The following is a 20,060-nucleotide window of genomic DNA, read 5'->3' on the forward strand; positions in this document are numbered from 1 at the left end:
TATTCCTAATTGTTGCGCGCTAAGGAGTACTATATAAGCCATGTCGAATACTTCACCTGAGGAAATTGCCGCTCTTATCCGCCCGTCACTTACTCAGTTGTATGTGACTTACTTCCGTCGCGCTAGCCAATCGGACCTCACAGGCCCACAGCTCACAATCATGTCGCGCCTGGCCGAAAACGGCCCATCACGCATCAACGAGGTAGCACGCCGAGAAGGTATTCGAATGCCCACCGCCTCAAACGCGCTACACCAGCTCGAGCAGCGGGGGATGATCGAACGATTGCGTGATACAGCGGATCGCCGCGGAGTGCGAGTCAGACTTACCGCTCTAGGACGCACCGAACTAGAACGCGTCGGCTCCGAACGTACACGCTATTTAGCGGAGATGCTTAGCACTTTGGAACCTGATGAACTTGAGGCTGTAAAAAACATCGCTCCGCTTATTAAGCAATTAGCACTCAATTATGCTGCTGCCTCCTCCGAGGATGAAGAAGAGGATTCAATGGAATAGCTTCGCAGTATAGGTTCGAATATATATGCCCAAGAAACACGCCTCTGGCGACCCTCCTTCAAAAGGCGAGGCGCTGGCGCCTTTGCGAATCCTGGTTGCATGGCGTAACGACGCCTCAGGCGCCGAGGCTTTGCAGTTTGCTGCATGGTTGGCACGAACAACACCAATATGCCTTCGAGCCGCAATGGTTTTTACTCGACCATGGCCCACTTCGTCTTTAAATAAGATGGGTAATAAATATCAAAAGTGGTTAAAAAAGAAGTCTGCGGCCTGTGCTACTGCTATTAAAAAGGAACTACTTTCTGCCGATGTCCCCAAAGAATATTGGGATGAGGAATTCTCTATTTTTCTTGACGGGACCTCTGAAACAGCTTTGCTAACTCAAGCAGCTACTTCGTTTCAGGCCGACCTAGTAGTTCTTGGGTCTCATGCAGGAGCACCCAAGGGTCGTTTTCGTGCAGGTTCCACAGCAGATGCAATGCTTCACTCTTCCCCATTACCGCTTGGGCTCACACCACGTTCCGTTAAACTTTCAAAACGCGGTGTTACCCGTATAACATGCGCTTTTGTTGATTTTGAAGATGCTTCTGAATTGATTCATAGTGCCGCAGATTTAGCATCCCATTGGCAAGTTCCACTGCGAATCGTCACCTTTGCTCCCGAAGAACTCAATGAAGGACTCGAACACAGCATTGATTTCGAGGCCGAGCTTTCTCATGAGTGGAGGGAACAGTCATTGGCATTTTTAGATCGTGCACACGATCTTGTCCTTTCCAAACATCCACAGCTTTCAGTAACAACCGAGATCGGATCGGGTAAAGGTTGGTCTGGCGCGATTGACGCACTGAAATGGAAAAAGGGAGATTTGTTGTATATCGGATCAACCCCACTCGGGCCATTCGAACGAGTTTTTGTCGGCTCTACGACTAATGAAATATTACGACACATTCGGGTTCCAATGCTGATTAAGCCTGCTGTTACTCACTAAACCTCTCAGTGAACGCGTGTAGCCTCAGAACCATGAAGACCGCGTTTATTACAGGTGCCAGTGGTGGAGTTGGCTTAGAGGTAGCCTTTGAACTCCATCAAGCGGGTTGGCAAGTTATAGGTCAGTATCGCACCAAGCCAGGCGATGTTCCTGGTATCACGTGGTGGAAAGCCGATCTTTTAAAGCCTTACGAACTTCCCCCTATGTCAAAAGTCCATGCACTTGTGCATTGCGCAGGTATTGCAAATCTTGGCCGTGTGAGTGAAACAACCACCGAAGATTGGGAAGCAGCGATGAATATCAATCTATATGCACCAATTGCTTTGACCAATCAGCTGCTTCCAGCCCTGCGTGCAAGTAATGGACATGTAGTGTACCTAAACTCCGGAGCAGGCCTTCGCGCAAATCCGAATTGGGGTGCATACGCCGCAAGCAAGTTCGCTGCCAGAGCTTGGTGTGATGCATTGCGCGCAGAAGAACCAGAAATTCGGGTCACCAGTATCCATCCGGGAAGGATCGATACGCCAATGCAACAGCATATTGTGGAGCAGGAAGATGGGGTTTATGATCCCTCGCAGTATTTGCGGGCTTCGACTGTTGCCTGTGCTGTAGTAAATGTTCTTCATACACCAAATGATTGTGATCCAAATGAGGTTATACTCCGGCCTCGCAAGCATTAAAGTCAAAGTATGCACGACCCCCAGAAGCCAAATCATGAAGAACGATTCCCTTTCCACCCCGAGAACGATTTGCCTGGTTCCACGGAAATTTCTGAAGAATTGCGTCGTGCCATCGAACTGCCTACAGGAAAGGAACCATCTGAGCAGATCACCGATGACCCGTTAGAGCGTTTAGAACGAAACCAATCTTCCACTCGACAGGCTATCGCGTTTGCAATTGCTGTCCCAGTCGTCACATTTCTCACCGCGTTTATTATTGCGATTATTTCTCGTACCAGCGGTGGACCTTTATGTGATGCGGGCATTTCTGACTGGATTTGCAGCAGACAATACGAGATTCTCTTCCCAATTATCCCTGGGGTTATCGCTCTTAGTGGGACACTATTGGCCGCTTGGATTACGTATGTAAAGTGGCGTTCCTATGGCAGGTGGCGCCCTTGGTTGGCGATAATTTGGGTGTTGATGCCTTTTACACTGGCTTGGATGACTGGCTTTGGCACTATGCTGATCATTGGCCAGCGTTAGCAAGCAAGTTCAAGGACGCAGAAAGTATCACTTATCGGTCACAAAACACGCTTTGCGTAGTGAACCTTCTGATTCATAAACTACGTGTAATGCATTATCGAACCATAGTGCGTCGGAATATCCGAATGGTTGGCCAGTTCCTAGTTTTACTAATGTTTCCCAACCGTGGTCTGTCCGAAGGTCAATGCTTCCTCCCATTCGCCCTGCTTCCGCATACACCAATATGAGGCCTAGAGGTGTCTTCAAGAAACTCGCATTGCAGGCGGCTGCAGGTGGTGTTTCGTGCCATTGCACATCACTCCATGTAATTCCGCCGTTTGTGGATTCCGCATACCAGCGCCCTAAGGCACCGCTTTGAAATGCTGCCGTGGAACGTGCTGAAAGCATGAGCTTTTCATCCCAGAGTTCAATGCATGATTCGTCACAATCGTGTCCGCATGCTGCGCCAGGTTTCCAGGTTTCGCCCCGGTCTTCACTTCGCCACGTAATATGTTGTGTTTCGCCATTGGCAGCGCGGACTACAGCCGGTTGCAACCATAGGTCACCAGCTACTATTCCATGCCCACTAGTCGCAAATACCGCTGGGTATTCTGCGGATACATCACCGGTAATGGTTTGAAATTTCCATGTAGTGCCGAGATCATCTGAGATTCCAATTTCCACATGAAGAGTGTCTCGGTCGGTGTTGGATGTCCACGGAGTAGACCCAAAGAATCCAACATCCGCGCTACGTGCGTGGAAAAGCACCAACCGCTCGCCGTCGGTCAAAAACGAGGGATCAGAAAAACCGCGCTGTGGTTCCGCCTTGCCTTGTCGTAGCAATTTTGGAGTGCCGTTTTTCACCAGGATCAATGAGTTTGGATTTGGTAAATCAGCAGCCATGGCACCACCGATTGCTTCCCAGTCAGATTCAATAGGTGCTATTCGCGCATCACATGCGACCAGGAGTTCGCCACCAATCTGAGTAATCGCTGGTGCCCGCACTTCAATAACGCCATGGACTAGCGTATCGACGTCCCGGGGGCAAAGGAATTCAGAATCCTCAGCGAGATGCAATTCAGGCATGCTCGGGCTTTGACCCCAAAACTACTTCGAACTCGAGAAGTTCAAAACTCTTTGCCACCGGTTTTCTACTGCCATCATGGGCAGCCGTATCATCCTTATTACCTTTGCGTTCATCGCTATCACGCCATGCCTGGTAAGAAGCTTCATCAGCCCACTGTGTCACTACAAAATAGCGAGTTTCGCCTTTTACAGGACGCAATAGTTGGAAGCCTTCAAAGCCTGGGGCATTATCTACCACGTGTTTGCGCGCCTCGAACCTTTTTTCAAGGTCTTCGCCATGGCCTTCAGGAATAGTAAGCGCATTAATCTTTACAATACTCATATCAATAAGCCTACCCTTATTTCTATGCTTGGCAGGCTTCGCTGCCGCAATTCGCATCCTCTATCGAAGCCGCACAAGTCTCACACATAAGTACTTGTTTCCGGCAAGCGCCATTATCACAATTCACAAAAGTATTCGTGGGGGCATTGCACTGCACACAGTGGCCAAGCTGCGCGGCGTCGTCACCAAATTCCATATGCATTCGGCGATCAAACACATACAAGGAGCCCTCCCACAGGCCCTTATTGCCAAATTTCTCTCCGTAGCGCACAATGCCGCCATCGATTTGATATACCTCTTTAAAGCCGCGATTAATCATCAATGCGGATAGAATCTCACAGCGGATTCCTCCCGTACAGTATGTAATCACTGGCTTATCTTTTAAGTGGTCGTACTTGCCGGACTCAATCTCTGGAATAAAATCATGCGTTGTGCGCACATCTGGCACAATTGCGCCCTTAAACTTGCCAATCTGGGCTTCCATAGCGTTTCGGCCATCAAAAAACACCACCTCATCACCACGTTCAGCTACCAGCTGATTTACCTCCGCGGGCTTTAAATGTACTCCGCCACCAATTACTCCATCTTCATCAACTTTTAATTCCCCTGGAGCCCCAAAAGCAACGATCTCATCGCGAACTTTTACGGAGAGCTTTGAAAAATCCTCTGCACCCCCTTCAGACCACTTAAACTCTATTCCTTTGAAGTATTCTTTTGTTTTCCGAACATACCGCTTACAAGCAGTAATTTCCCCACCTACTGTGCCATTAATACCATGCTCCGAAACCAGAATTCGGCCCTTTAATCCCAAAGATTCACACAGATCACGCTGCCATAGCATCACAGCAAACGGATCCGAAATAGGTTGAAATTTGTAATAGAGGAGAATCTTGCTCTGGACCATAGTCATAGTGTAGCCCCTTGTTTTTCTGTCTCTATCAGCGAGTGGATATCCCTTCCCCGCTATGAAAGTTAGGCTAACCTCGCCTTATGACATTAAAAAACAAACTATACAAAGCAACTATCAAAGGCATGTCCCTTGCCATGTCACGCCGAATTGACCTACCGGAACGTGAACCCCGCGAAGAACTTACCCAAGTGACAGTGACTGATACCCAGCAACTTGCCCCACAACTTCGCAGAATCACTCTAGAAGCAGAGCTCTTCCAAAATATCGATTTCTACGGCGCCGATGAATACATTGGCCTTATCATGCCTAAACCTGGCAAAACCTTTGAACTACCTAATCCAGAAATCTTAAATATCCGTTCCGCAATTAAAGGGATGCCAGTAAACCTCCGTTGGTACACCGTGCGACTACACCATAAAAACCAGGCAAAGATTGACCTCGATATAGTCACGCATGGCACTTCTGGCCCTGGCTCCATCTGGGCATTAACCACAAAAGTCGGTGATCTAGCCGGCGTTCGGTTAATTGGTTCATGCCATTACCAACATGAAGGTCCTCAGCTCTATGTGGCTGACCCAACCGCAGCTCCCGCGCTTCGTAATATTGTTGCGTCTCTCCCAAACAAAGAAAAGGCGCGAACTCACGTTCTATTACAAGGTACCAATAATGAATTAGAACCGAATTTTCCTGAGTCGAATCTGGCCTCTTTCAACCGTAATATTCCAATTTCGGAATACATAAAAATACTGCCTTTTGATCCAGCAACACTCGAATACGCCTGGCTATGTGGGGAATCTTCGCTAGCGACCGGCATGCGCCGCGCACTTGTAGCAAAAAATGTACCTAAACAAAAAATAATGTTCTCCGGTTATTGGAAGCAGGGAATTGCTCGAACATAAAAAGCATATTTTCGACGTCCCGTTCACTCCACGAAATACATTAGATTTACTGTAAACATGGCGGAACTCAAGGAGTGAACATGCCTGATCTAGCAAAACAAGCAGAGCTTCCCACATTTAAATACTTTCCAAACCCAACAGCGCAAGGAATATTTGAAGAAAACCCATCTGCAATGTGTCCGTGTTGCAAACAGCAACGAGGCTGGGTCTACGCCTTACAACCTTATGCTGTAGATGAAATCAGTGATCTTTGCCCTTGGTGTATCGCCGATGGTAGTGCAGCAGCATTATTTGATGCAGAGTTTAATGATGTAACAGCAGATCTACCGCATGAAGTTGTAGAAGAAGTTTCGCTTCGCACTCCTGGTTTTCCCACCTGGCAACAAAATATATGGTTAACCCACTGCAATGACGCTGGAATATTTCTAGGGAATCCAACTTGGGAAGATGTCCAGAAAATACCCGGATTGTCGTCTCTTCTGTATCAGGAAGGCGTAGATAAAGACCTGCAACACCTCCTTGGCGGCGATTCCTCCTTGACGGCATACCTTTTCCAGTGCACGCAATGCCATCAGTACATGGTGTATACCGATTGTGACTAGCAAGAAAGACACACAATGAACAAACCACAGTGGGAACGCATACTTCACATGTATGGCCGAGCCACCGACACACCCGTATATTTAGCCGCATTATTAGGTAGTGACAAACAAAGCATTAAGGCCGCGCTGTACCACCTTAATGGCGCGATTGTGCACCAAGAAACCGTTTCCCCAGCTGCGCCCTTCGTCACAAAAATACTCATTAATAACCTTGCTAACAATGACATCGCAGACCCAACTGCATACTGCGGAGTAATCGATTGGCTTCAATACCTTGCCGAAAGCCTTCAGATTGTTGCAATTTCACCAGAGGAAGCTCAAATTGTTGCCGATAAAGAACTACTCGCAGAACTGGCATCATTGTCGGACGATGCTGCTGAAGAATTCCTTGAGTCTGAAGGATTGGAGTTATGGGAGCAGCTTATGCCCTCTGGCTACATCAATACTGCAAAACTAACACCTGAGGTTATAGAGACATTAACTCTTTTGCCAGAAGCTTCTGAAGCTTTACATGCTTGGAAAAAAGTACAGGTGGTTCACACAAACTAGAAGTTTAGGAACCACCTGCTAGGTGTGACACTACGCGAGCTATTTACCCACTTCGCACACGTTCTTTTTCAGAAATCTGGTCTGCTACTTTATCTTCGTTCGATTCTTTCCCGCGCTCGTGAGCGTCGTTCGTTTCACTTTGACCGGAGGATTCTGATTCAAGATCTTCCGGCGCTGGGATTTCCTCGTCAATATTTTCTTGCTCGCTGTACTCGCTTTTGGATCGCTCCTTTGAACTTTCCGAATGCGGCTCCACTCGTGCTTCTTTGGGTGCGTCCATTTCTAAAGCTTCCGCGGCATCTTGGATAAGGAATTGACTTGTTGTGGATTTCTTGCGGTCCGGACAAGTCACCACGGTAACGCCACCAATGTAATCCTGTACGGTTTGTAGCATTTTTTCCGGTGTAGCCAACACCATGTGGAAGCCGAACTTTGTAAACACGTCCATAGCTCGCCGGGTAAAGCGTGCGTCAGCGCGGTCAAAGGCTTCGTCTAGGATCACCGTTCCATACCTGGAACAATCTCCAACAACGCAGCTACGAGCTCTTGCTTCGCTTAACCCCGCACCAGTCAATTGATACCGTAGTGCGGCAGCCAGGCAGAAGAACACCAGCTTTTGCGCTTGACCACCTGAAAGACCTTCTGCAGAGTCATAAACTGCGCCTCGGGAACCATCCAGGTTCAATTCGACGCCCAGGAAAGTTACATGTTTACGGGTATCCAGCCGCAAACGATAAATCCGCTCTGGCGATTCATCCGAAATCTTAAGTAGTTCAATTACTTCCTTGAGTTTTAAGAACCGTTCTTCGCTATCCAAGGCATCTTCATCATTTAGAACACCATCGACAACTTCTCGCAGTTTCGCCACAAAATCTCGGGCTTCAGCTGGTAGTGCTTCGCGGGCTTCGATCTGCAGGTGTGCTCCAGGTTCAAATTCGGTTGTCGATAAAGATTCGTTGATCAACTCCATCGCATCACGAATCTCCCGTGGAGCACTTTGAATCTGGTAAAGGAGTTTGTTTAGGTTCTGCTTTGTTTGATCCCTGAGCATTTCACGGAAGCGAGCCTCAAAATTCGGCAGGTCATCTTCTTCAAGGCGCGCCAATAGTGCGGCAAAATCACCTCGATACGATTGTTCCGCTACAAGATCCCCAGACCGTTCCGGCCAACGACTGAGGAATCCAAGCATTGCTTCCATAGCAAGACGTTCTTGTTGTTGGATTTCGCGGTTACATTTCGTGATCTGTTTATTCAGCTCTTTACTTACACGATCCTTTACCTGGAGGATATTGTCAGACCGGATTGACCTCGTAAAGTTTAGGAATCGGGCATTAAGGCGCTCTTTGATTTCTTGTGCTAGCTCGCCAAAATCTTCAACCATTGTTTGAAGTTCGTGGCAAAGATTCTCCGATTGCCGGAATTCTTGCAGGTAACCACCCCGCTGACTTGTTAAGTCTTCGGCATTGTCCATTGCCTGCTTGAGTTCGTCTTCCACAACAGTAAATCGTCGTTTAAGTTCTTTTAACTCGACTTCTGCGTCTACTAATTCGTCTATCCGGGCTTGGCATCGGCTGACTTCAAACTTACATGCCTCGATATCGATGGCGGAAAAATCCGTAACCGCAATGATCTGCCTACCTGCACGCAGCGATTCGTAGTCACGGTTCGTGTTTTCTTCAAACACTGCGGCATCTTCATCTGCTTTCGCAAGGCGTTGTTGTGCGGCCGCAATCGCTGACGTAAGTGCGTCGATTTTATCGTCGTTACTTGTGCTCAGCACCCAATGTGTGCGATCAGTAAGCAATTCACGGTCGTCTTTTTCATGTTGCCGAGTGTTGTGTTTTACGTGCCCGCAATGAGTTACTGCTCGGCGTTGCCGCCGGAATTCTTCCATATTGTCTACGCAGGTGTAGTCAAATTTCAAAGCAAGTTGCTGTTGAATCCAACTATGGAATCTTCCTGGCTCTACCTGAATTTTTGTCGCCAATGTGCCAGCACGGAATACTGCTTGATTCCTAGGGTCATCGGACCCAGTGAGCCGCACATAGTTTAGTTTTGTTTTTAGATTTTGTTCTTCAACTGCGTCAGTAAAAGCCGCGTAATGTTCTTCTGGCACTAGCATTGTGCGGGCAAAATCATGCATAACCCGCTCAGCCACTGCTTGCCAGCGATGCTCTTCAGGATCTACTTGAATGAGTTCTGCAATAAATGGAAGATCATTATGCTGCAAATCTAGTGTGGTACAAATATCATCCCGTGCCGCTAAAAGCTCACTATCCATTGCGGATTGGTAAGCTCGCACCGCTGAAAGTTCCTTGTGTAGGGAAAGCAGCCGGTCTTGGATTACTCGGTGCACACCATAGAGTTCTTGCCTACGGTTAGTGTATTTCTTCGCACTTTGTTCAAGTTCTTCGCAAAGTTCTTGAACTTGCAGGCGCATATCAATAAACCCTTCACGGGTTTCAGGAACTGTCGCGTCGAGTACTTCTGCATTTGCCTCAAACGCGTCGCGCTCTTTTTGTGTGGCTATTAGCCTGGCTTGTGCGCGTTCGTGGTCGTGGCGTGCATTTACAAGACCTAATCCTTCACGGCCTTGGATCAGATCACGTACTTGATCGCGTTCATGTTGGAAATGCTGAACTCGCTGTTTTGCGGCTGTGAGTTCTTCTTCAACGCTGGTTACACACGCCCGCACTTCCAGCATTTTCTTCTCAGCCTCGGTGAGACGGTGCCCGGTGATAAAGCGCTCTAGATGATCCCGATCCGCACTGGTGAGTTCAAGCTCTTTGCGGGTCTCAGCTATTCGTTCGTTTGCCTTCCGAATAGGGGAGAGTGCTTTGATTTGTAGCCGAGAGTTTTGCACTGCCTGGTATGCAGCATTAAGTTCTGTAAAACCTTCAACCGCTGCGGCAGCTGTCTGGAGCGTAGGTGGTTCGGGGAGCATAAAGTCCCGCATAAGGGCATTAAGGTCCCCAAGGGATTTTGCTGATTGTGTTCTGTGCAGCAATGTAAGTGCGCCTTGGTCTGCAATGCCAAGTTCTTTTCGCAGAGCATTCATAAAGGGCGCATGGTTGCGCTGTACAACGAGTAATTCGGGCCAAGTGTGCTTAGCTTGGCGTAGATTGAGCTCGTCTTTGGCAATTTTTTCGCATTCGGAAAGATCTGCAGCACGTGGAAAAAGCAAAAAAAGGTTGACAATATCACTCGGGTGATGGCATTGCGCGCTTAAGAACATCAAACGAATAGCAGTGACAACCTTGCCTTTTCCGTCATTGTAGGTAAGGGCCACACCCGACCATTGAGGGCCAGTACGGAGATAAGACTGGGTAAGCTCATCAAATTCACTGGAGTGTTCTCGACGCCACGCACCACGGCAATAAGTAATAAGGTTACGGCCCGAACGTGTTCCAGAGTCCTGGGCCGCAGCATTGAAACGAACCGTAACCGGTGGCACCAAAACCACTGACACGGCGTCGATAAGCGTTGACTTACCTGAGCCAGAAGCACCGGTAATCAGGTGACCTGCACGCGCAATATCAACGGTGTGCAAACCATGGAAAGTGCCCCAGTTATAAAGCTGAATTTGTGCTAATCGGAATTGTCCGTTGACGTCACTATTCATCGTCGTCCTCAGAGTTTTCGTTCAAGGTCACGCTATTTTCGCCGATTAATCGGTTATAGCTCTCGGTGAGCGCTGATATTTCTTCGCCTTTGAAAATCAATCGCAGTACAGGAGAAATCTCGAAACGACCCGCGGTAGAAGCTGGGCGAATAATGGAGTTTTCAATGAGTTTGCCCCACGCAGCATCAAACTTTTCGCGCAATGCAGCTTCTTCAGTTTCGGAAACTTCCTGGTACGGAAGCATTGCCTCAAATACCTCTTCTTCTCCGACTACTGCACGCTCACTCGGGCTTGTCATTACGAGCGCGTATCGAAGATGCAATAGGATCGCACTTTCCAGCAATGTTAGGGGTGTACGCCGCATTAAGGTGGTTTTTCCTTCAACATCTACATCCCATGTTTTGGCATAAGCGACCCCAGCAGAATCATCGACATGCAACGAAAGGAATAGATTATCGAGTTGTTGGGCAAGCAGCTCTCGGTTTGCAGAGATCGTTCGAAAAAGCTCTGGTGTTTGTTCTGCCGATACATACGGCCCTTGTAGCAACGCAGCAAACGCCTGTCGTTGCATTGCGGTTAACGTGCCATTATCTCCCTCACGCAGGGTTGTGGAACGTTCTTTGCTTTCCGTCATGAGTGCTCCTTTGTGGTCGCCCTAGTCCATGGCACCAATCGATCCAAGCTCAAGCTGGCATTACCAAAATCGGGAGCTTCCGTAAATTCATATCTCGGTAAACGCGCAAGTTTCCGATTTCCATATGAGGTAGTCCAGGTTACTTCTTCAGTTCCTTCACCACGTTCTGCATACTGCAAAGCAAGCTTTAATATGCCCACAACACTAGCTAGTCCTTGCGTGGGTGGCCGTAACTCAAAAATCTCCGCAATACTGGCTCGGGGGTGGTCTAACAGAACAAGCTTTAACGACGATTCCAAATCGCCCCAGTCGATCTCAGATTCACGGACACGCTGGAACAACTCCAGCAAATCAGTTTCACGTTGTTGCGCGACTTCCATCCCGCCTTCAATACGGTAGTCAGTAGGATCATCTAAGACCCAAACTCCCACCGAAGAAAACTCTCGAGTGGTCAACTCGATATCAACATTCGCTGGAGTGTTCCAATCGAGACTATTGCTAAGTTTCCATGCTTTAGCCTGAGCACCTGCGATAGCGGTGGCAAGCGCCTGCTGTGATTCCGCGTCACGCGATTGCACAAACCGGCGGAGTGAACGTGAAAGACTATTCACCGCAACATAGACATCACCAGCATGATCTTCTAAATTCCGAATAAGCCAACGCAGCTGAGAACGTTGGTCAGGCGTCAGTGCAGCAACAAATGGGCGCTCTAAAATTACGTCCATTGTGGTTTGCAACATCGCAGATGTTTCCCTATCGAACAAAAGTTCATAAAAGCCTCGGAATTTTGAATCAAATCAACACCGCGGAAAATATTCTCCAGTACATCACCTGCTGAAATCTCTTTTAACAGGATTTGTTCTCGCAGTTGCTGATCAAGCTCTTCAGTCTCACTGAGCACCCTCGCAAAATCGCCCGGTATTTCTGCAGCCAGTTGCAAAATATTTTCGGCGCGCTCGCGAGCTTCCGATTCTGAAATTACGTCAACACCACGATCCTGAATAATTTCTTTTCTACGCTCAAGTGCTTCGATCTGATCATCAATTCCTGCAAGTACCCTAGTTTCATCAGCATCAGTATCAGAAGCTAAATTTTCGAGTTGCTGAATTACCGTATTCAGCCTCGAACGAGTGGCGGTTCGTGGTGGACTTTGAACTTCAAAAAGATAATTCATTGCACAATGCGCAGCCGCCGAAAGCTGGTAAAACTCATCAATTGAATCCCTTGGACTATGACGAATTAAATAACCAGCGCGCACCCATTCATTCACATATTCGGCTGTAGTTTTAGGAAGCTTAAATCCGGCTTCCCGCATTTCCATAAGCAAAGTATCTAATTCATCAATGAGTTCGATACCAGTTATGCTACGACGATCTCCGGAATATACGGCCCCTAGTACCGAGGCAATCACTGGGGCTAGCGGCGAACGCAACAATGACCACGAAGCCTTTTGAGTAGTTGCAGCCTGCAAAGCAAGTGCTTCAGCTACGGGATCGCGCACCACCACGACACCCTCCTTTCGAAGTCTTTTCTCCCGCTACTCTGACATTCTTTTTAGTGCTAACACAGAAGAACCCCTTTCAAGGTAACAACGACCACAAATAATGGGGGTAGTGGTTAGCGAACTTGCCAGGCCAGGGCACAGAATAGCCTTCACCCCCAAAGACAAAATCGCCTTCAAAAACACGCGGAAGCGGGTACTTCACAGAAACAGCCATAGTTAATGAAAGTACAAAACAAACTCCACACAATCGATAGCAAATATCTTCGATAAGAAAACAGGGCCAAGTGAACAAAAGCCTAATTTCTACGGCTTTTGGGACACTCAACCCTGAATTGCAGTACTTCAACCCAGCAAATTTAAAAGATATTCTTTATCTTTTTTCTGAATTTACATAAAAAATTCTCAGCGAACTGTCGATGAAACGTCACTAACGTTTACGATATAACGATTTCTTCTGATATTCAGGCTCGGAAGTTACCAAAACTCCCAGGTTACGGAAGATACTTTCATCTACAGAGCCCAGGATTGTTGTAGTGTGCCCATCACAGCCACGCAATCCCTGTAATTTATCAAGCGCTTTCCGCGCGTTTTCATCAGTTGCTGCTGACACAGAAAGTGCGATAAGTACCTCATCTGTGTGTAATCTTGGATTTCTAGATCCGAGATGTTCAGTTTTTAGTGTTTGGATCGGCTCAATGGAAGCGGGGGAGAGCAAATCCACACCATGATCAATCCCAGCCAAGTGCTTTAAGGCATTGAGTACAACTGCGGCAGAGCAGCCCAAAAGCTCTGTTGTCTTGCCAGTAATAATCGTGCCATCCGGTAATTCCATCGCTGCGGCAGGATCACCAGTTTCTTGGGCTAGCGCCAAGGCGGGAGCAACTACATTGCGGTTCGCGGCGTCGATACCTGCTTTGCTCATAATCATGGCCACGCGGTCTGAAAGGGTGGTGTCATCTGTTTCAGACCGCCGCTCTTCCACCAAGGCATGGTAGTAGCGGCGAATGATTTCTTGTTCGGCTGCAGCGCGGCATACTTCATCATCAGAGATGCAGTAACCAGCCATATTCACGCCCATATCTGTTGGTGATTCATAGGGCGATTCCCCAGAAATCTGCAGTAGGAGTGCTTTTAAGAGCGGAAATACCTCAACATCACGGTTATAACTTGTTACCTGTTTGTCGTAGGTCGCAAGGTGGAAGGGGTCAATCAGGTTAATATCATCCAGATCCACGGTTGCGGCTTCATAGGCCAAATTCACAGGGTGCTCAATTGCAAGATTCCAAATTGGGAAGGTCTCAAATTTGGCATACCCTGCCGATACTCCACGCTGGTGTTCGTGATACACCTGAGAAAGACAGGTGGCCAGTTTCCCGGAGCCGGGGCCTGGGGCTGTTACTACAACAAGGTCACGTGTTGTTTCCACATAGTCATTTCTCCCAAAGCCTTCTTCGGACACAATGCGCCTGATATCTGTTGGATATCCCGCAATTGTTCTGTGGCAAGCAACTTTAAGCCCTAGGCGTTGCAGTCGGTCTTTAAAGTCAAAAGCAGCCTGGTTTTCGGGTTCTAGTTGAGTAAGCACGATGTGTTCGACCAAAAACCCACCTTCGCGGAACGCGTCAACAAGGCGCAATACGTCTTCTTCATAAGGAATGCCAAGGTCTGCCCGTACTTTTTTGCGCTGCAGATCCTTGGCATTAATGCACACAACGATTTCTAGATCGTCTTTAATGCGTTCCAGCATTGCTATTTTATTATCTGGAGTGAACCCTGGGAGAACTCGGGAAGCATGCATATCATCAAAAAGCTTGCCACCCATTTCTAAGTAAAGTTTGCCTCCGATTGCTCTGCGACGTTCGTTAATGTGCTGCGATTGCATTTCGATATAACGTTCGCGATCAAACCCAATGGCTTGCAGCATGTTTTTGGCCTTCCGTATGTATGGCGGTTCCTTAACCGTACATATCTTAGTCTCCAAAGTGCACAACTTAATTGCTGTGCTGGTCATTATGGATTTTGGCGTTGCGTTAGGATGTACACACCATGCCAGAAGGACACGTTATTCACCGCCTAGCCGCGGAAATTAAAACTACATTTGCAGGGGCTCCGGTGCAGGTCACATCTCCTCAGGGCCGCTTTTCAGCTGCGGATTCCCTTGATCAAACGCGTATTGCCCAGGCTGAAGCTTGGGGCAAACATCTTTTCATATTGTTCGACGCTCCACAGCCTGAGCACATTATCCATATTCATCTTGGCTTAATTGGCACCTTGCGTTTTTCACCGCTAGCCCCGCCAGTCGGTCAGGTCCGGCTGCGTATTGCTAACGATTCTGTAGCCGCAGACTTACGCGGACCTCAATGGTGCCGTTTAATTACGCCCGAAGCAATGGCGCAAGTTACCTCAAAGCTTGGAGCTGATCCATTGCGTATCGACGCCGACTACACCGCAACATGGCACAAAGTGCAACGTTCATCACGCTCTATCGGTTCGCTACTTATGGACCAAAAGCTGTTCGCTGGTGTGGGCAATATTTACCGAGCAGAATCGCTATTTCGCCTCGGCATTTCACCTACACGTACCGGCAGAGACTTGCTGCCAAAAGAATTTGATGAACTTTGGGCTGATCTCGTTCTACTTATGCAGGATGGGGTACGTACTGGGCGAATTGACACTGTCCGCCCTCAGCACACACCAGAAGCGATGGGTCGCGAACCTCGAAAAGACGATCACGGTGGAGAAGTTTATGTTTATCGACGTAGTGGCGAACCTTGCTTTATTTGTCAGACACCAATTTCACATTCCGTCTATGAAGGTAGGAATCTATTCTGGTGTCCCTCCTGCCAAAAGCTCAGGGAATAGTTCCCAGTAGCTTATTAGCTACCACACTATTCGGCGTTTCAAAACTGCAACCTAAGTAGAATTCATAGGCCAAAATCACACTCGTATAACAGCTTTGCAACATATTAAGCAATTTGAATCGAGGGCAACTAATTGACTGCCTTTTCCGGATTTTATATTGGCTTTTTAAGCCTTAACCCGATCTCCCAGATTTAGGCGCAAAATGAAGCCATTCTGGCAAGATTTCAAGCAATACCGGCCCCATCCCCAACAAAGCAAATATCACCACAGCGCCCACCGCAACGCAATACACCATTAGTTGCGCAATCAATCGAGATGCTTTCCGCACTAACTCAAGCGCGAACCTTGCGCCAGCTGCAGCCCCAGCAGTATTTGAGAGAAGATCGCCCATGTCTGAGTAGCCAATTTTCAAGATGTACTGCAGAGTTTCAAGCGAAAAGCTAAAACCCAAACCTGCCAACGCCACCAAGATAATTACATTTCTTCGAGTTTTCCGGAGCCGCAACATTAAGCCCAACATCAGGCCAAACGGCAAAAACATTGCAATGTTTCCAAGCAAATTAAAAATCGGAGCAAACCAAGTGGTGGCCGTAACAAAATCTTCAAAAGGAATTAAGTTGATTGATTGTTTTTCATGAGCCCCCGTCTTCCATAACCCACCGATGGTAAACCAGGTTTTTCCCAGCGTAAGCGCTAACACCGCAACGATATACAGCACAAATGATGTATTTAACAGTCGAAGTTTGGCAATCACCATGCGAGCCATCGTACCCCCGACCTTGGCACAACTAGTGACTAGACTTGCAACAGACTAAAAGGTTCCCAAGGAATTAATCGAACAATGAACCAAACAGTAATAACAATCCCCACCGCAAGAGAGGAATGCTTCCAATCATTCCACTTCGGGATACGTTTCCCAAGGGTTCGGGCAAACCAAGCTACCCAGCTCCAAGCCACTAGAATCAATCCGAATACACCGACGATGTTGTAATGGATTGCAGCAGGAAAATCTAAGTGGCAAATTGAATACAACATACGGGCACTGCCACAACCAGGACAGTTAATCCCCAAAATTGACTTTGTAGGACATAGGGGAGTGGGCCCACCTGGCGTTGTTGGGTCTGCCAATGTAAGTAAAAAACACCCACACACCGCACCAGCTGCAACTGCTAATGGTGCAGCTGGTGATTCATGAGTTTCTATTTCATGATTACAAGTGTGGGTGTTCATGGTGTTTAGCCTAATACTAAAAGGCTTACTCAACTTCCATTGTGTCTACTGCGGCGCTGCCTGCGAATACGAAAATGCTGAGTACCCAGTACAAGACCATTACGATAATGCCGACAACGGCGCTGATAATAGCGAACTTCTTAGCATTTTCAGATGCCTGAGCAGCATCAGCATATTGCCCAGCTTGCCACAGCTTATCTACCTGAAGGGAAAGGTAGATCGAGTATGCGCCAATTGGAAGACAGCAGAAAATAGTAGACAGGATGGTTAGAATTAGGTAGTTATCCGGCTTTTGGCCACCAGTAGCGGCCGCATCCGAAGCGAATGGGTTCGTCATATGAACTCCCTTATCGAATCGATTGTTTTACACAAAAACGTCTCGACCATATCAACCCGAACTAAACTCTCTCAAGTATCCCACCCCAAATCAGCAAAGATTACACCCCCTAATTAGGGGTTTCTAGCAGTTTTGAGGCTCGGAATCCAATTTTATTTAATGGGAAAAGCTAAAAAATTAATAGATGTTTGAGGAAGAATCCTGAGTGATTATCATCGTAAAAATCCAGACAAAATAGAGTACAGGTACCGCAATCGAGAGTAAAACACCAATGATTGCAAAACGCTTGGCCTGCCTAGAGGCACGCTGCGCCTCATCAACAAACCCCATCCTCCAATGTTTGTCTACCTGCGAGGAAAAGTACATTCCAATCGCTCCAAAAATGGCGAATGGCATACATACTCCAACACTAAAAAGCACCGACAATATCGTCCACAACATCTGGTTGTCCGGTTTTTGGACTCCCTGCTGATACCCCATCGTGTATGGGGGCTGCTGGAGAAACTGTTGTTGCCCATCCATATGCAAATATGAATTTTGATTGTAGGGGTTTCCTGGTTGCCCCTGTTGACCATAGCCATAACCATATGCGCCATGAGACTGCCTGTAGTCGCGCTGTTGTTCGTAGGGATTATTTGGTTGAGCCATTACATACTCCAACAATTGAATTTGGGTGGGCGCCCACAAAGCTACCAAACGCCAATATCAACCTCCCCCAATAACGCCAACGTACCTTAGCCTACGCACAGATTTTTACCCCACCCCATTCGCCACGCTTATTTACATAAAGTCAAATATGACCTAGATCACAACGGGGGTATTTTTACCCCCGTTTTAAAGTGTTTACATAGTTACCGCCAAGAGCTTTAAGCCCGACCTGCGGGTGAATATACAAAAAGAAGCTGCATCTGTTCTACTGCAGCTTCGTTTTGCAAAATTTTCCAGTTTAGTAGCTAGAGCCAGTCTCTGAAGCTACACCCGCGAATCCCACCAAGGCGATAAAAATAAAATAAATCACCATGAAGATAACAATGCTTACACAACTTGCGATCGCAAAGTTTTTCGCCTTCTTACCCGCAGCCTCGGCATCCGCCACTCGCCCCTGCTCCCAACATTTATCCACCTGCAGTGAGTAGTAGATACCAATCGCGCCAAGCGGCAAGCAGCACATGATTGTCGAAAGGATGGTAAAGATAAGGTAATTTTCAGGCTTCATCATGCCATTACCGGGCATTCCACCTGGCATGCCAGCCCCGAAATTTTGATTGAATTGGGGCTGCTGTGCATTTGGATCGTAAGGGTTATACGGATTTGTCATTAGAAACTCCCAAGAACGAAATGAAACAACATTGCTCACGATAATAGATTCGTCGCAGTTTTTGAAGTAGCTTCACGTCCGAAGGATCAATGTGCAACAGGCTCATTGTTTCTAGTCACGGAATATTGCGCTGGTCAAAGATCTATGCAAATAATACTGACGTTTGAAATAGTACGTACGCACAAACTTAAGCCATGTACTTTTTTCTCAGTCCATCTTTACCGTAGGAGAGTCTGCGGTGGAGAGCTTCTAACGGACCTTTCTTCCCGCAGTGTTCAAGCAAATATGCTACGCAAAGTGTAATCAACCAGACGCTCAAGCCTACGAAATCTGAAAAAGCCACTCCGTGATACTGCAAAACATTAAGCAAAAAAGGAGCAACTAACGGCAAAAGAATCATAGATTGCAAGACATAACCAGTCATCGAACGTCTACCCAACGCAACGATCATTTCTATAAATACTGGCAGCGTAAAAGGACGACCATCAGCCTCACCACTATCTAGTCGTCGCTGTAAAGAGATCGAAGCTAGGGCGACTGCAGCAATAATCCCCGGCCCCGTAAGTAAACCAAGACTACCATTCATAATCATAAGAAGTGGCGCCCACTCCTCAGGAAGCATCCCAATTCGTACTAATCCCAAAGGCGTCCCAACCACTAGTGCAACGATTGCAGCAACAACTACCAACCAAGTAAGCAAACGCTTGTGACGTTCTGGATGGCTCAAAATTCCCCTGCGAGCTGCAAGGAAACCCAAAATTATTAAAATGCCTGTGGACATAAGTTCAAAAGGCAGATTGGTTAAGTTGAATAGTAGAAATGTCGGCCCCTGCAAAAAATAACCAAGCCACGATTGTGGAATTGCTGCAGTCCCACCAAACTCAACCCCCTTAGGCAAGTCAAACAGTGACATGTAGTAGCCCACTGCAAAAACACAAATAAAGAAAGCAAAAATGCATAAACCTATCGCAGCAATTTTTAACAATCTTTTATCTGACCAACTGATCATAACTGCAAGCAGCATCCCAGCGATCCCGTAAAAAAACATAATGTCCCCTGAGTAGAGGAAAAACATATGTACCAATCCAAAAAGTGCTAGTACGCCGTACCTTCGAACCAATACTCGTTTAGCAGCTTTGATCGGATACTCACGTCGGGTCAAACTCAACGTCAACAATCCAATGCCATAACCAAGCAACGTCGCAAACATGGGTAACCCACGTATATGAACGAATACTGCATTAAACACCACAAAAAACTTATCGATCGCAGGCGCCTCAACAAGATTCGGATTAACTATTTTTCCTTCAACTGCAGGAGGAGGCAACCAAGAATCGACGACATTCGCGACCGCAATACCTAGCAATGTGAACCCCCGAGCTAAATCTGGTGCGAGAATCCTTTTTCCTGGCACAGATTGACAATTTTCTTCGACTTTATTAAATGAACTCGATATTCCTTCCGAAGACACGTGGAAGCTCACTTCCTTTCTATACCTC

At 47.3% G+C, this 20,060-nt stretch carries 20 protein-coding genes and 1 pseudogene; 8 read left to right on the forward strand and 13 right to left on the reverse strand.

The genetic code is table 11. From position 1 onward, the window contains the following. Nucleotides 1–40: 40 nt before the first annotated feature. From CFREI_RS13000 to CFREI_RS13015, 4 genes are read left to right on the forward strand one after another with little or no spacing between them, the layout of a single operon-like run. On the forward strand, nucleotides 41–514 hold the full coding sequence (locus CFREI_RS13000) for a MarR family winged helix-turn-helix transcriptional regulator (RefSeq protein ID WP_027011500.1): 474 nt from the start codon (nucleotides 41–43) through the stop codon (nucleotides 512–514). A gap of 25 nt (nucleotides 515–539) precedes the next feature. Beyond that, the gene (locus CFREI_RS13005; protein WP_027011501.1) at nucleotides 540–1,502 is read left to right on the forward strand and encodes a universal stress protein; all 963 of its coding nucleotides are present in this window, start codon (nucleotides 540–542) and stop codon (nucleotides 1,500–1,502) included. 32 nt (nucleotides 1,503–1,534) lie between these two features. Next, nucleotides 1,535–2,182, forward strand: a complete 648-nt coding sequence (locus CFREI_RS13010; protein WP_027011502.1) for an SDR family oxidoreductase — start codon at nucleotides 1,535–1,537, stop codon at nucleotides 2,180–2,182. A 9-nt stretch (nucleotides 2,183–2,191) separates the two neighbouring features. After that, nucleotides 2,192–2,707 (forward strand): hypothetical protein, encoded by a 516-nt coding sequence (locus CFREI_RS13015; protein ID WP_205618438.1) that lies wholly within the window; start codon nucleotides 2,192–2,194, stop codon nucleotides 2,705–2,707. A gap of 27 nt (nucleotides 2,708–2,734) precedes the next feature. Here CFREI_RS13015 and CFREI_RS13020 read toward each other — a convergent pair whose 3' ends face one another. From CFREI_RS13020 to trhO, 3 genes are read right to left on the reverse strand one after another with little or no spacing between them, the layout of a single operon-like run. After that, on the reverse strand, nucleotides 2,735–3,772 hold the full coding sequence (locus tag CFREI_RS13020) for a sialidase family protein (RefSeq protein ID WP_051255735.1): 1,038 nt from the start codon (nucleotides 3,770–3,772) through the stop codon (nucleotides 2,735–2,737). Further along, complete coding sequence (locus CFREI_RS13025) at nucleotides 3,765–4,094, reverse strand: antibiotic biosynthesis monooxygenase family protein (protein WP_027011504.1); 330 nt, start codon at nucleotides 4,092–4,094, stop codon at nucleotides 3,765–3,767. The genes CFREI_RS13020 and CFREI_RS13025 overlap by 8 nt, the downstream gene beginning before the upstream one ends. Before the next feature lie 22 nt (nucleotides 4,095–4,116). Further along, the gene (gene trhO, locus CFREI_RS13030; protein WP_027011505.1) at nucleotides 4,117–4,998 is read right to left on the reverse strand and encodes an oxygen-dependent tRNA uridine(34) hydroxylase TrhO; all 882 of its coding nucleotides are present in this window, start codon (nucleotides 4,996–4,998) and stop codon (nucleotides 4,117–4,119) included. A 128-nt stretch (nucleotides 4,999–5,126) separates the two neighbouring features. Here trhO and CFREI_RS13035 point away from each other — a divergent pair, with 128 nt between their 5' ends. The 3 genes from CFREI_RS13035 (at nucleotide 5,127) to CFREI_RS13045 (ending at nucleotide 7,054) form a co-directional block, all read left to right on the forward strand. After that, the gene (locus CFREI_RS13035; RefSeq protein WP_169719117.1) at nucleotides 5,127–5,903 is read left to right on the forward strand and encodes a siderophore-interacting protein; all 777 of its coding nucleotides are present in this window, start codon (nucleotides 5,127–5,129) and stop codon (nucleotides 5,901–5,903) included. An 80-nt stretch (nucleotides 5,904–5,983) separates the two neighbouring features. Then, nucleotides 5,984–6,505 carry a CbrC family protein gene (locus CFREI_RS13040; protein ID WP_035111245.1) on the forward strand — a complete coding sequence of 174 codons (522 nt, stop codon included), beginning with the start codon at nucleotides 5,984–5,986 and terminating at the stop codon, nucleotides 6,503–6,505. Between the two features lie 15 nt (nucleotides 6,506–6,520). Then, nucleotides 6,521–7,054 carry a hypothetical protein gene (locus CFREI_RS13045; RefSeq protein ID WP_035111248.1) on the forward strand — a complete coding sequence of 178 codons (534 nt, stop codon included), beginning with the start codon at nucleotides 6,521–6,523 and terminating at the stop codon, nucleotides 7,052–7,054. A gap of 43 nt (nucleotides 7,055–7,097) precedes the next feature. Here the strand turns inward: CFREI_RS13045 and CFREI_RS13050 are convergent, their stop codons facing one another. The 4 genes and pseudogenes from CFREI_RS13050 to CFREI_RS13065 all read right to left on the reverse strand — a co-directional run bounded on the left by CFREI_RS13050 (nucleotide 7,098) and on the right by CFREI_RS13065 (nucleotide 14,738). Next, on the reverse strand, nucleotides 7,098–10,676 hold the full coding sequence (locus tag CFREI_RS13050; protein WP_051255737.1) for an ATP-binding protein: 3,579 nt from the start codon (nucleotides 10,674–10,676) through the stop codon (nucleotides 7,098–7,100). Beyond that, nucleotides 10,669–11,310 (reverse strand): DUF4194 domain-containing protein, encoded by a 642-nt coding sequence (locus CFREI_RS13055; protein WP_051255738.1) that lies wholly within the window; start codon nucleotides 11,308–11,310, stop codon nucleotides 10,669–10,671. Before CFREI_RS13055 ends, CFREI_RS13050 begins: the two co-directional genes overlap by 8 nt. After that, a pseudogene (locus CFREI_RS13060) lies at nucleotides 11,307–12,817 on the reverse strand (DUF3375 domain-containing protein). The gene CFREI_RS13055 and the pseudogene CFREI_RS13060 overlap by 4 nt, the downstream one beginning before the upstream one ends. Before the next feature lie 424 nt (nucleotides 12,818–13,241). Beyond that, on the reverse strand, nucleotides 13,242–14,738 hold the full coding sequence (locus tag CFREI_RS13065) for a DUF1846 domain-containing protein (protein WP_027011508.1): 1,497 nt from the start codon (nucleotides 14,736–14,738) through the stop codon (nucleotides 13,242–13,244). A 122-nt stretch (nucleotides 14,739–14,860) separates the two neighbouring features. Between CFREI_RS13065 and CFREI_RS13070 the strand changes: the two genes are divergently transcribed. Beyond that, on the forward strand, nucleotides 14,861–15,676 hold the full coding sequence (locus CFREI_RS13070) for an Fpg/Nei family DNA glycosylase (protein ID WP_027011509.1): 816 nt from the start codon (nucleotides 14,861–14,863) through the stop codon (nucleotides 15,674–15,676). Nucleotides 15,677–15,848: 172 nt separating this feature from the next. Here CFREI_RS13070 and CFREI_RS13075 read toward each other — a convergent pair whose 3' ends face one another. From CFREI_RS13075 to CFREI_RS13100, 6 genes are all read right to left on the reverse strand, one after another. Continuing rightward, nucleotides 15,849–16,433, reverse strand: coding sequence for a VanZ family protein (locus CFREI_RS13075; protein WP_169719119.1), 585 nt, complete (start codon nucleotides 16,431–16,433; stop codon nucleotides 15,849–15,851). A gap of 38 nt (nucleotides 16,434–16,471) precedes the next feature. Next, entirely contained in the window at nucleotides 16,472–16,906 is a 435-nt protein-coding gene (locus CFREI_RS13080; protein ID WP_240483171.1) for a DUF2752 domain-containing protein, read from the reverse strand. Nucleotides 16,907–16,931: 25 nt separating this feature from the next. Then, nucleotides 16,932–17,243, reverse strand: coding sequence for a CD225/dispanin family protein (locus tag CFREI_RS13085; protein WP_051255742.1), 312 nt, complete (start codon nucleotides 17,241–17,243; stop codon nucleotides 16,932–16,934). A 177-nt stretch (nucleotides 17,244–17,420) separates the two neighbouring features. Then, a complete protein-coding gene (locus CFREI_RS13090; protein WP_051255743.1) occupies nucleotides 17,421–17,891 on the reverse strand; it encodes a CD225/dispanin family protein in 471 nt (156 codons plus the stop codon). A 298-nt stretch (nucleotides 17,892–18,189) separates the two neighbouring features. After that, a complete protein-coding gene (locus tag CFREI_RS13095; protein ID WP_027011511.1) occupies nucleotides 18,190–18,561 on the reverse strand; it encodes a CD225/dispanin family protein in 372 nt (123 codons plus the stop codon). Between the two features lie 187 nt (nucleotides 18,562–18,748). Next, a complete protein-coding gene (locus CFREI_RS13100; protein WP_051255744.1) occupies nucleotides 18,749–20,032 on the reverse strand; it encodes a DUF418 domain-containing protein in 1,284 nt (427 codons plus the stop codon). Nucleotides 20,033–20,060: the final 28 nt, after the last annotated feature.

The organism is Corynebacterium freiburgense (genome assembly GCF_030408815.1).
Classification (GTDB): Bacteria; Actinomycetota; Actinomycetes; order Mycobacteriales; family Mycobacteriaceae; genus Corynebacterium; species Corynebacterium freiburgense.

What these genes read in the sequence shown, in the direction of transcription:
- trhO (WP_027011505.1), bottom strand. Translation starts at nt 4,998, where the DNA reads ATGGTCCAGAGCAAGATTCTCCTCTATTACAAATTTCAACCTATTTCG.
- CFREI_RS13090 (WP_051255743.1), bottom strand. Translation starts at nt 17,891, where the DNA reads ATGGCTCAACCAAATAATCCCTACGAACAACAGCGCGACTACAGGCAG.
- CFREI_RS13020 (WP_051255735.1), bottom strand. Translation starts at nt 3,772, where the DNA reads ATGCCTGAATTGCATCTCGCTGAGGATTCTGAATTCCTTTGCCCCCGG.
- CFREI_RS13010 (WP_027011502.1), top strand. Translation starts at nt 1,535, where the DNA reads ATGAAGACCGCGTTTATTACAGGTGCCAGTGGTGGAGTTGGCTTAGAG.
- CFREI_RS13005 (WP_027011501.1), top strand. Translation starts at nt 540, where the DNA reads ATGCCCAAGAAACACGCCTCTGGCGACCCTCCTTCAAAAGGCGAGGCG.
- CFREI_RS13040 (WP_035111245.1), top strand. Translation starts at nt 5,984, where the DNA reads ATGCCTGATCTAGCAAAACAAGCAGAGCTTCCCACATTTAAATACTTT.
- CFREI_RS13075 (WP_169719119.1), bottom strand. Translation starts at nt 16,433, where the DNA reads ATGGTGATTGCCAAACTTCGACTGTTAAATACATCATTTGTGCTGTAT.
- CFREI_RS13095 (WP_027011511.1), bottom strand. Translation starts at nt 18,561, where the DNA reads ATGACAAATCCGTATAACCCTTACGATCCAAATGCACAGCAGCCCCAA.
- CFREI_RS13050 (WP_051255737.1), bottom strand. Translation starts at nt 10,676, where the DNA reads ATGAATAGTGACGTCAACGGACAATTCCGATTAGCACAAATTCAGCTT.
- CFREI_RS13025 (WP_027011504.1), bottom strand. Translation starts at nt 4,094, where the DNA reads ATGAGTATTGTAAAGATTAATGCGCTTACTATTCCTGAAGGCCATGGC.
- CFREI_RS13080 (WP_240483171.1), bottom strand. Translation starts at nt 16,906, where the DNA reads ATGAACACCCACACTTGTAATCATGAAATAGAAACTCATGAATCACCA.
- CFREI_RS13000 (WP_027011500.1), top strand. Translation starts at nt 41, where the DNA reads ATGTCGAATACTTCACCTGAGGAAATTGCCGCTCTTATCCGCCCGTCA.
- CFREI_RS13045 (WP_035111248.1), top strand. Translation starts at nt 6,521, where the DNA reads ATGAACAAACCACAGTGGGAACGCATACTTCACATGTATGGCCGAGCC.
- CFREI_RS13065 (WP_027011508.1), bottom strand. Translation starts at nt 14,738, where the DNA reads ATGCTGCAAGCCATTGGGTTTGATCGCGAACGTTATATCGAAATGCAA.
- CFREI_RS13015 (WP_205618438.1), top strand. Translation starts at nt 2,192, where the DNA reads ATGCACGACCCCCAGAAGCCAAATCATGAAGAACGATTCCCTTTCCAC.
- CFREI_RS13070 (WP_027011509.1), top strand. Translation starts at nt 14,861, where the DNA reads ATGCCAGAAGGACACGTTATTCACCGCCTAGCCGCGGAAATTAAAACT.
- CFREI_RS13085 (WP_051255742.1), bottom strand. Translation starts at nt 17,243, where the DNA reads ATGACGAACCCATTCGCTTCGGATGCGGCCGCTACTGGTGGCCAAAAG.
- CFREI_RS13035 (WP_169719117.1), top strand. Translation starts at nt 5,127, where the DNA reads ATGTCCCTTGCCATGTCACGCCGAATTGACCTACCGGAACGTGAACCC.
- CFREI_RS13055 (WP_051255738.1), bottom strand. Translation starts at nt 11,310, where the DNA reads ATGACGGAAAGCAAAGAACGTTCCACAACCCTGCGTGAGGGAGATAAT.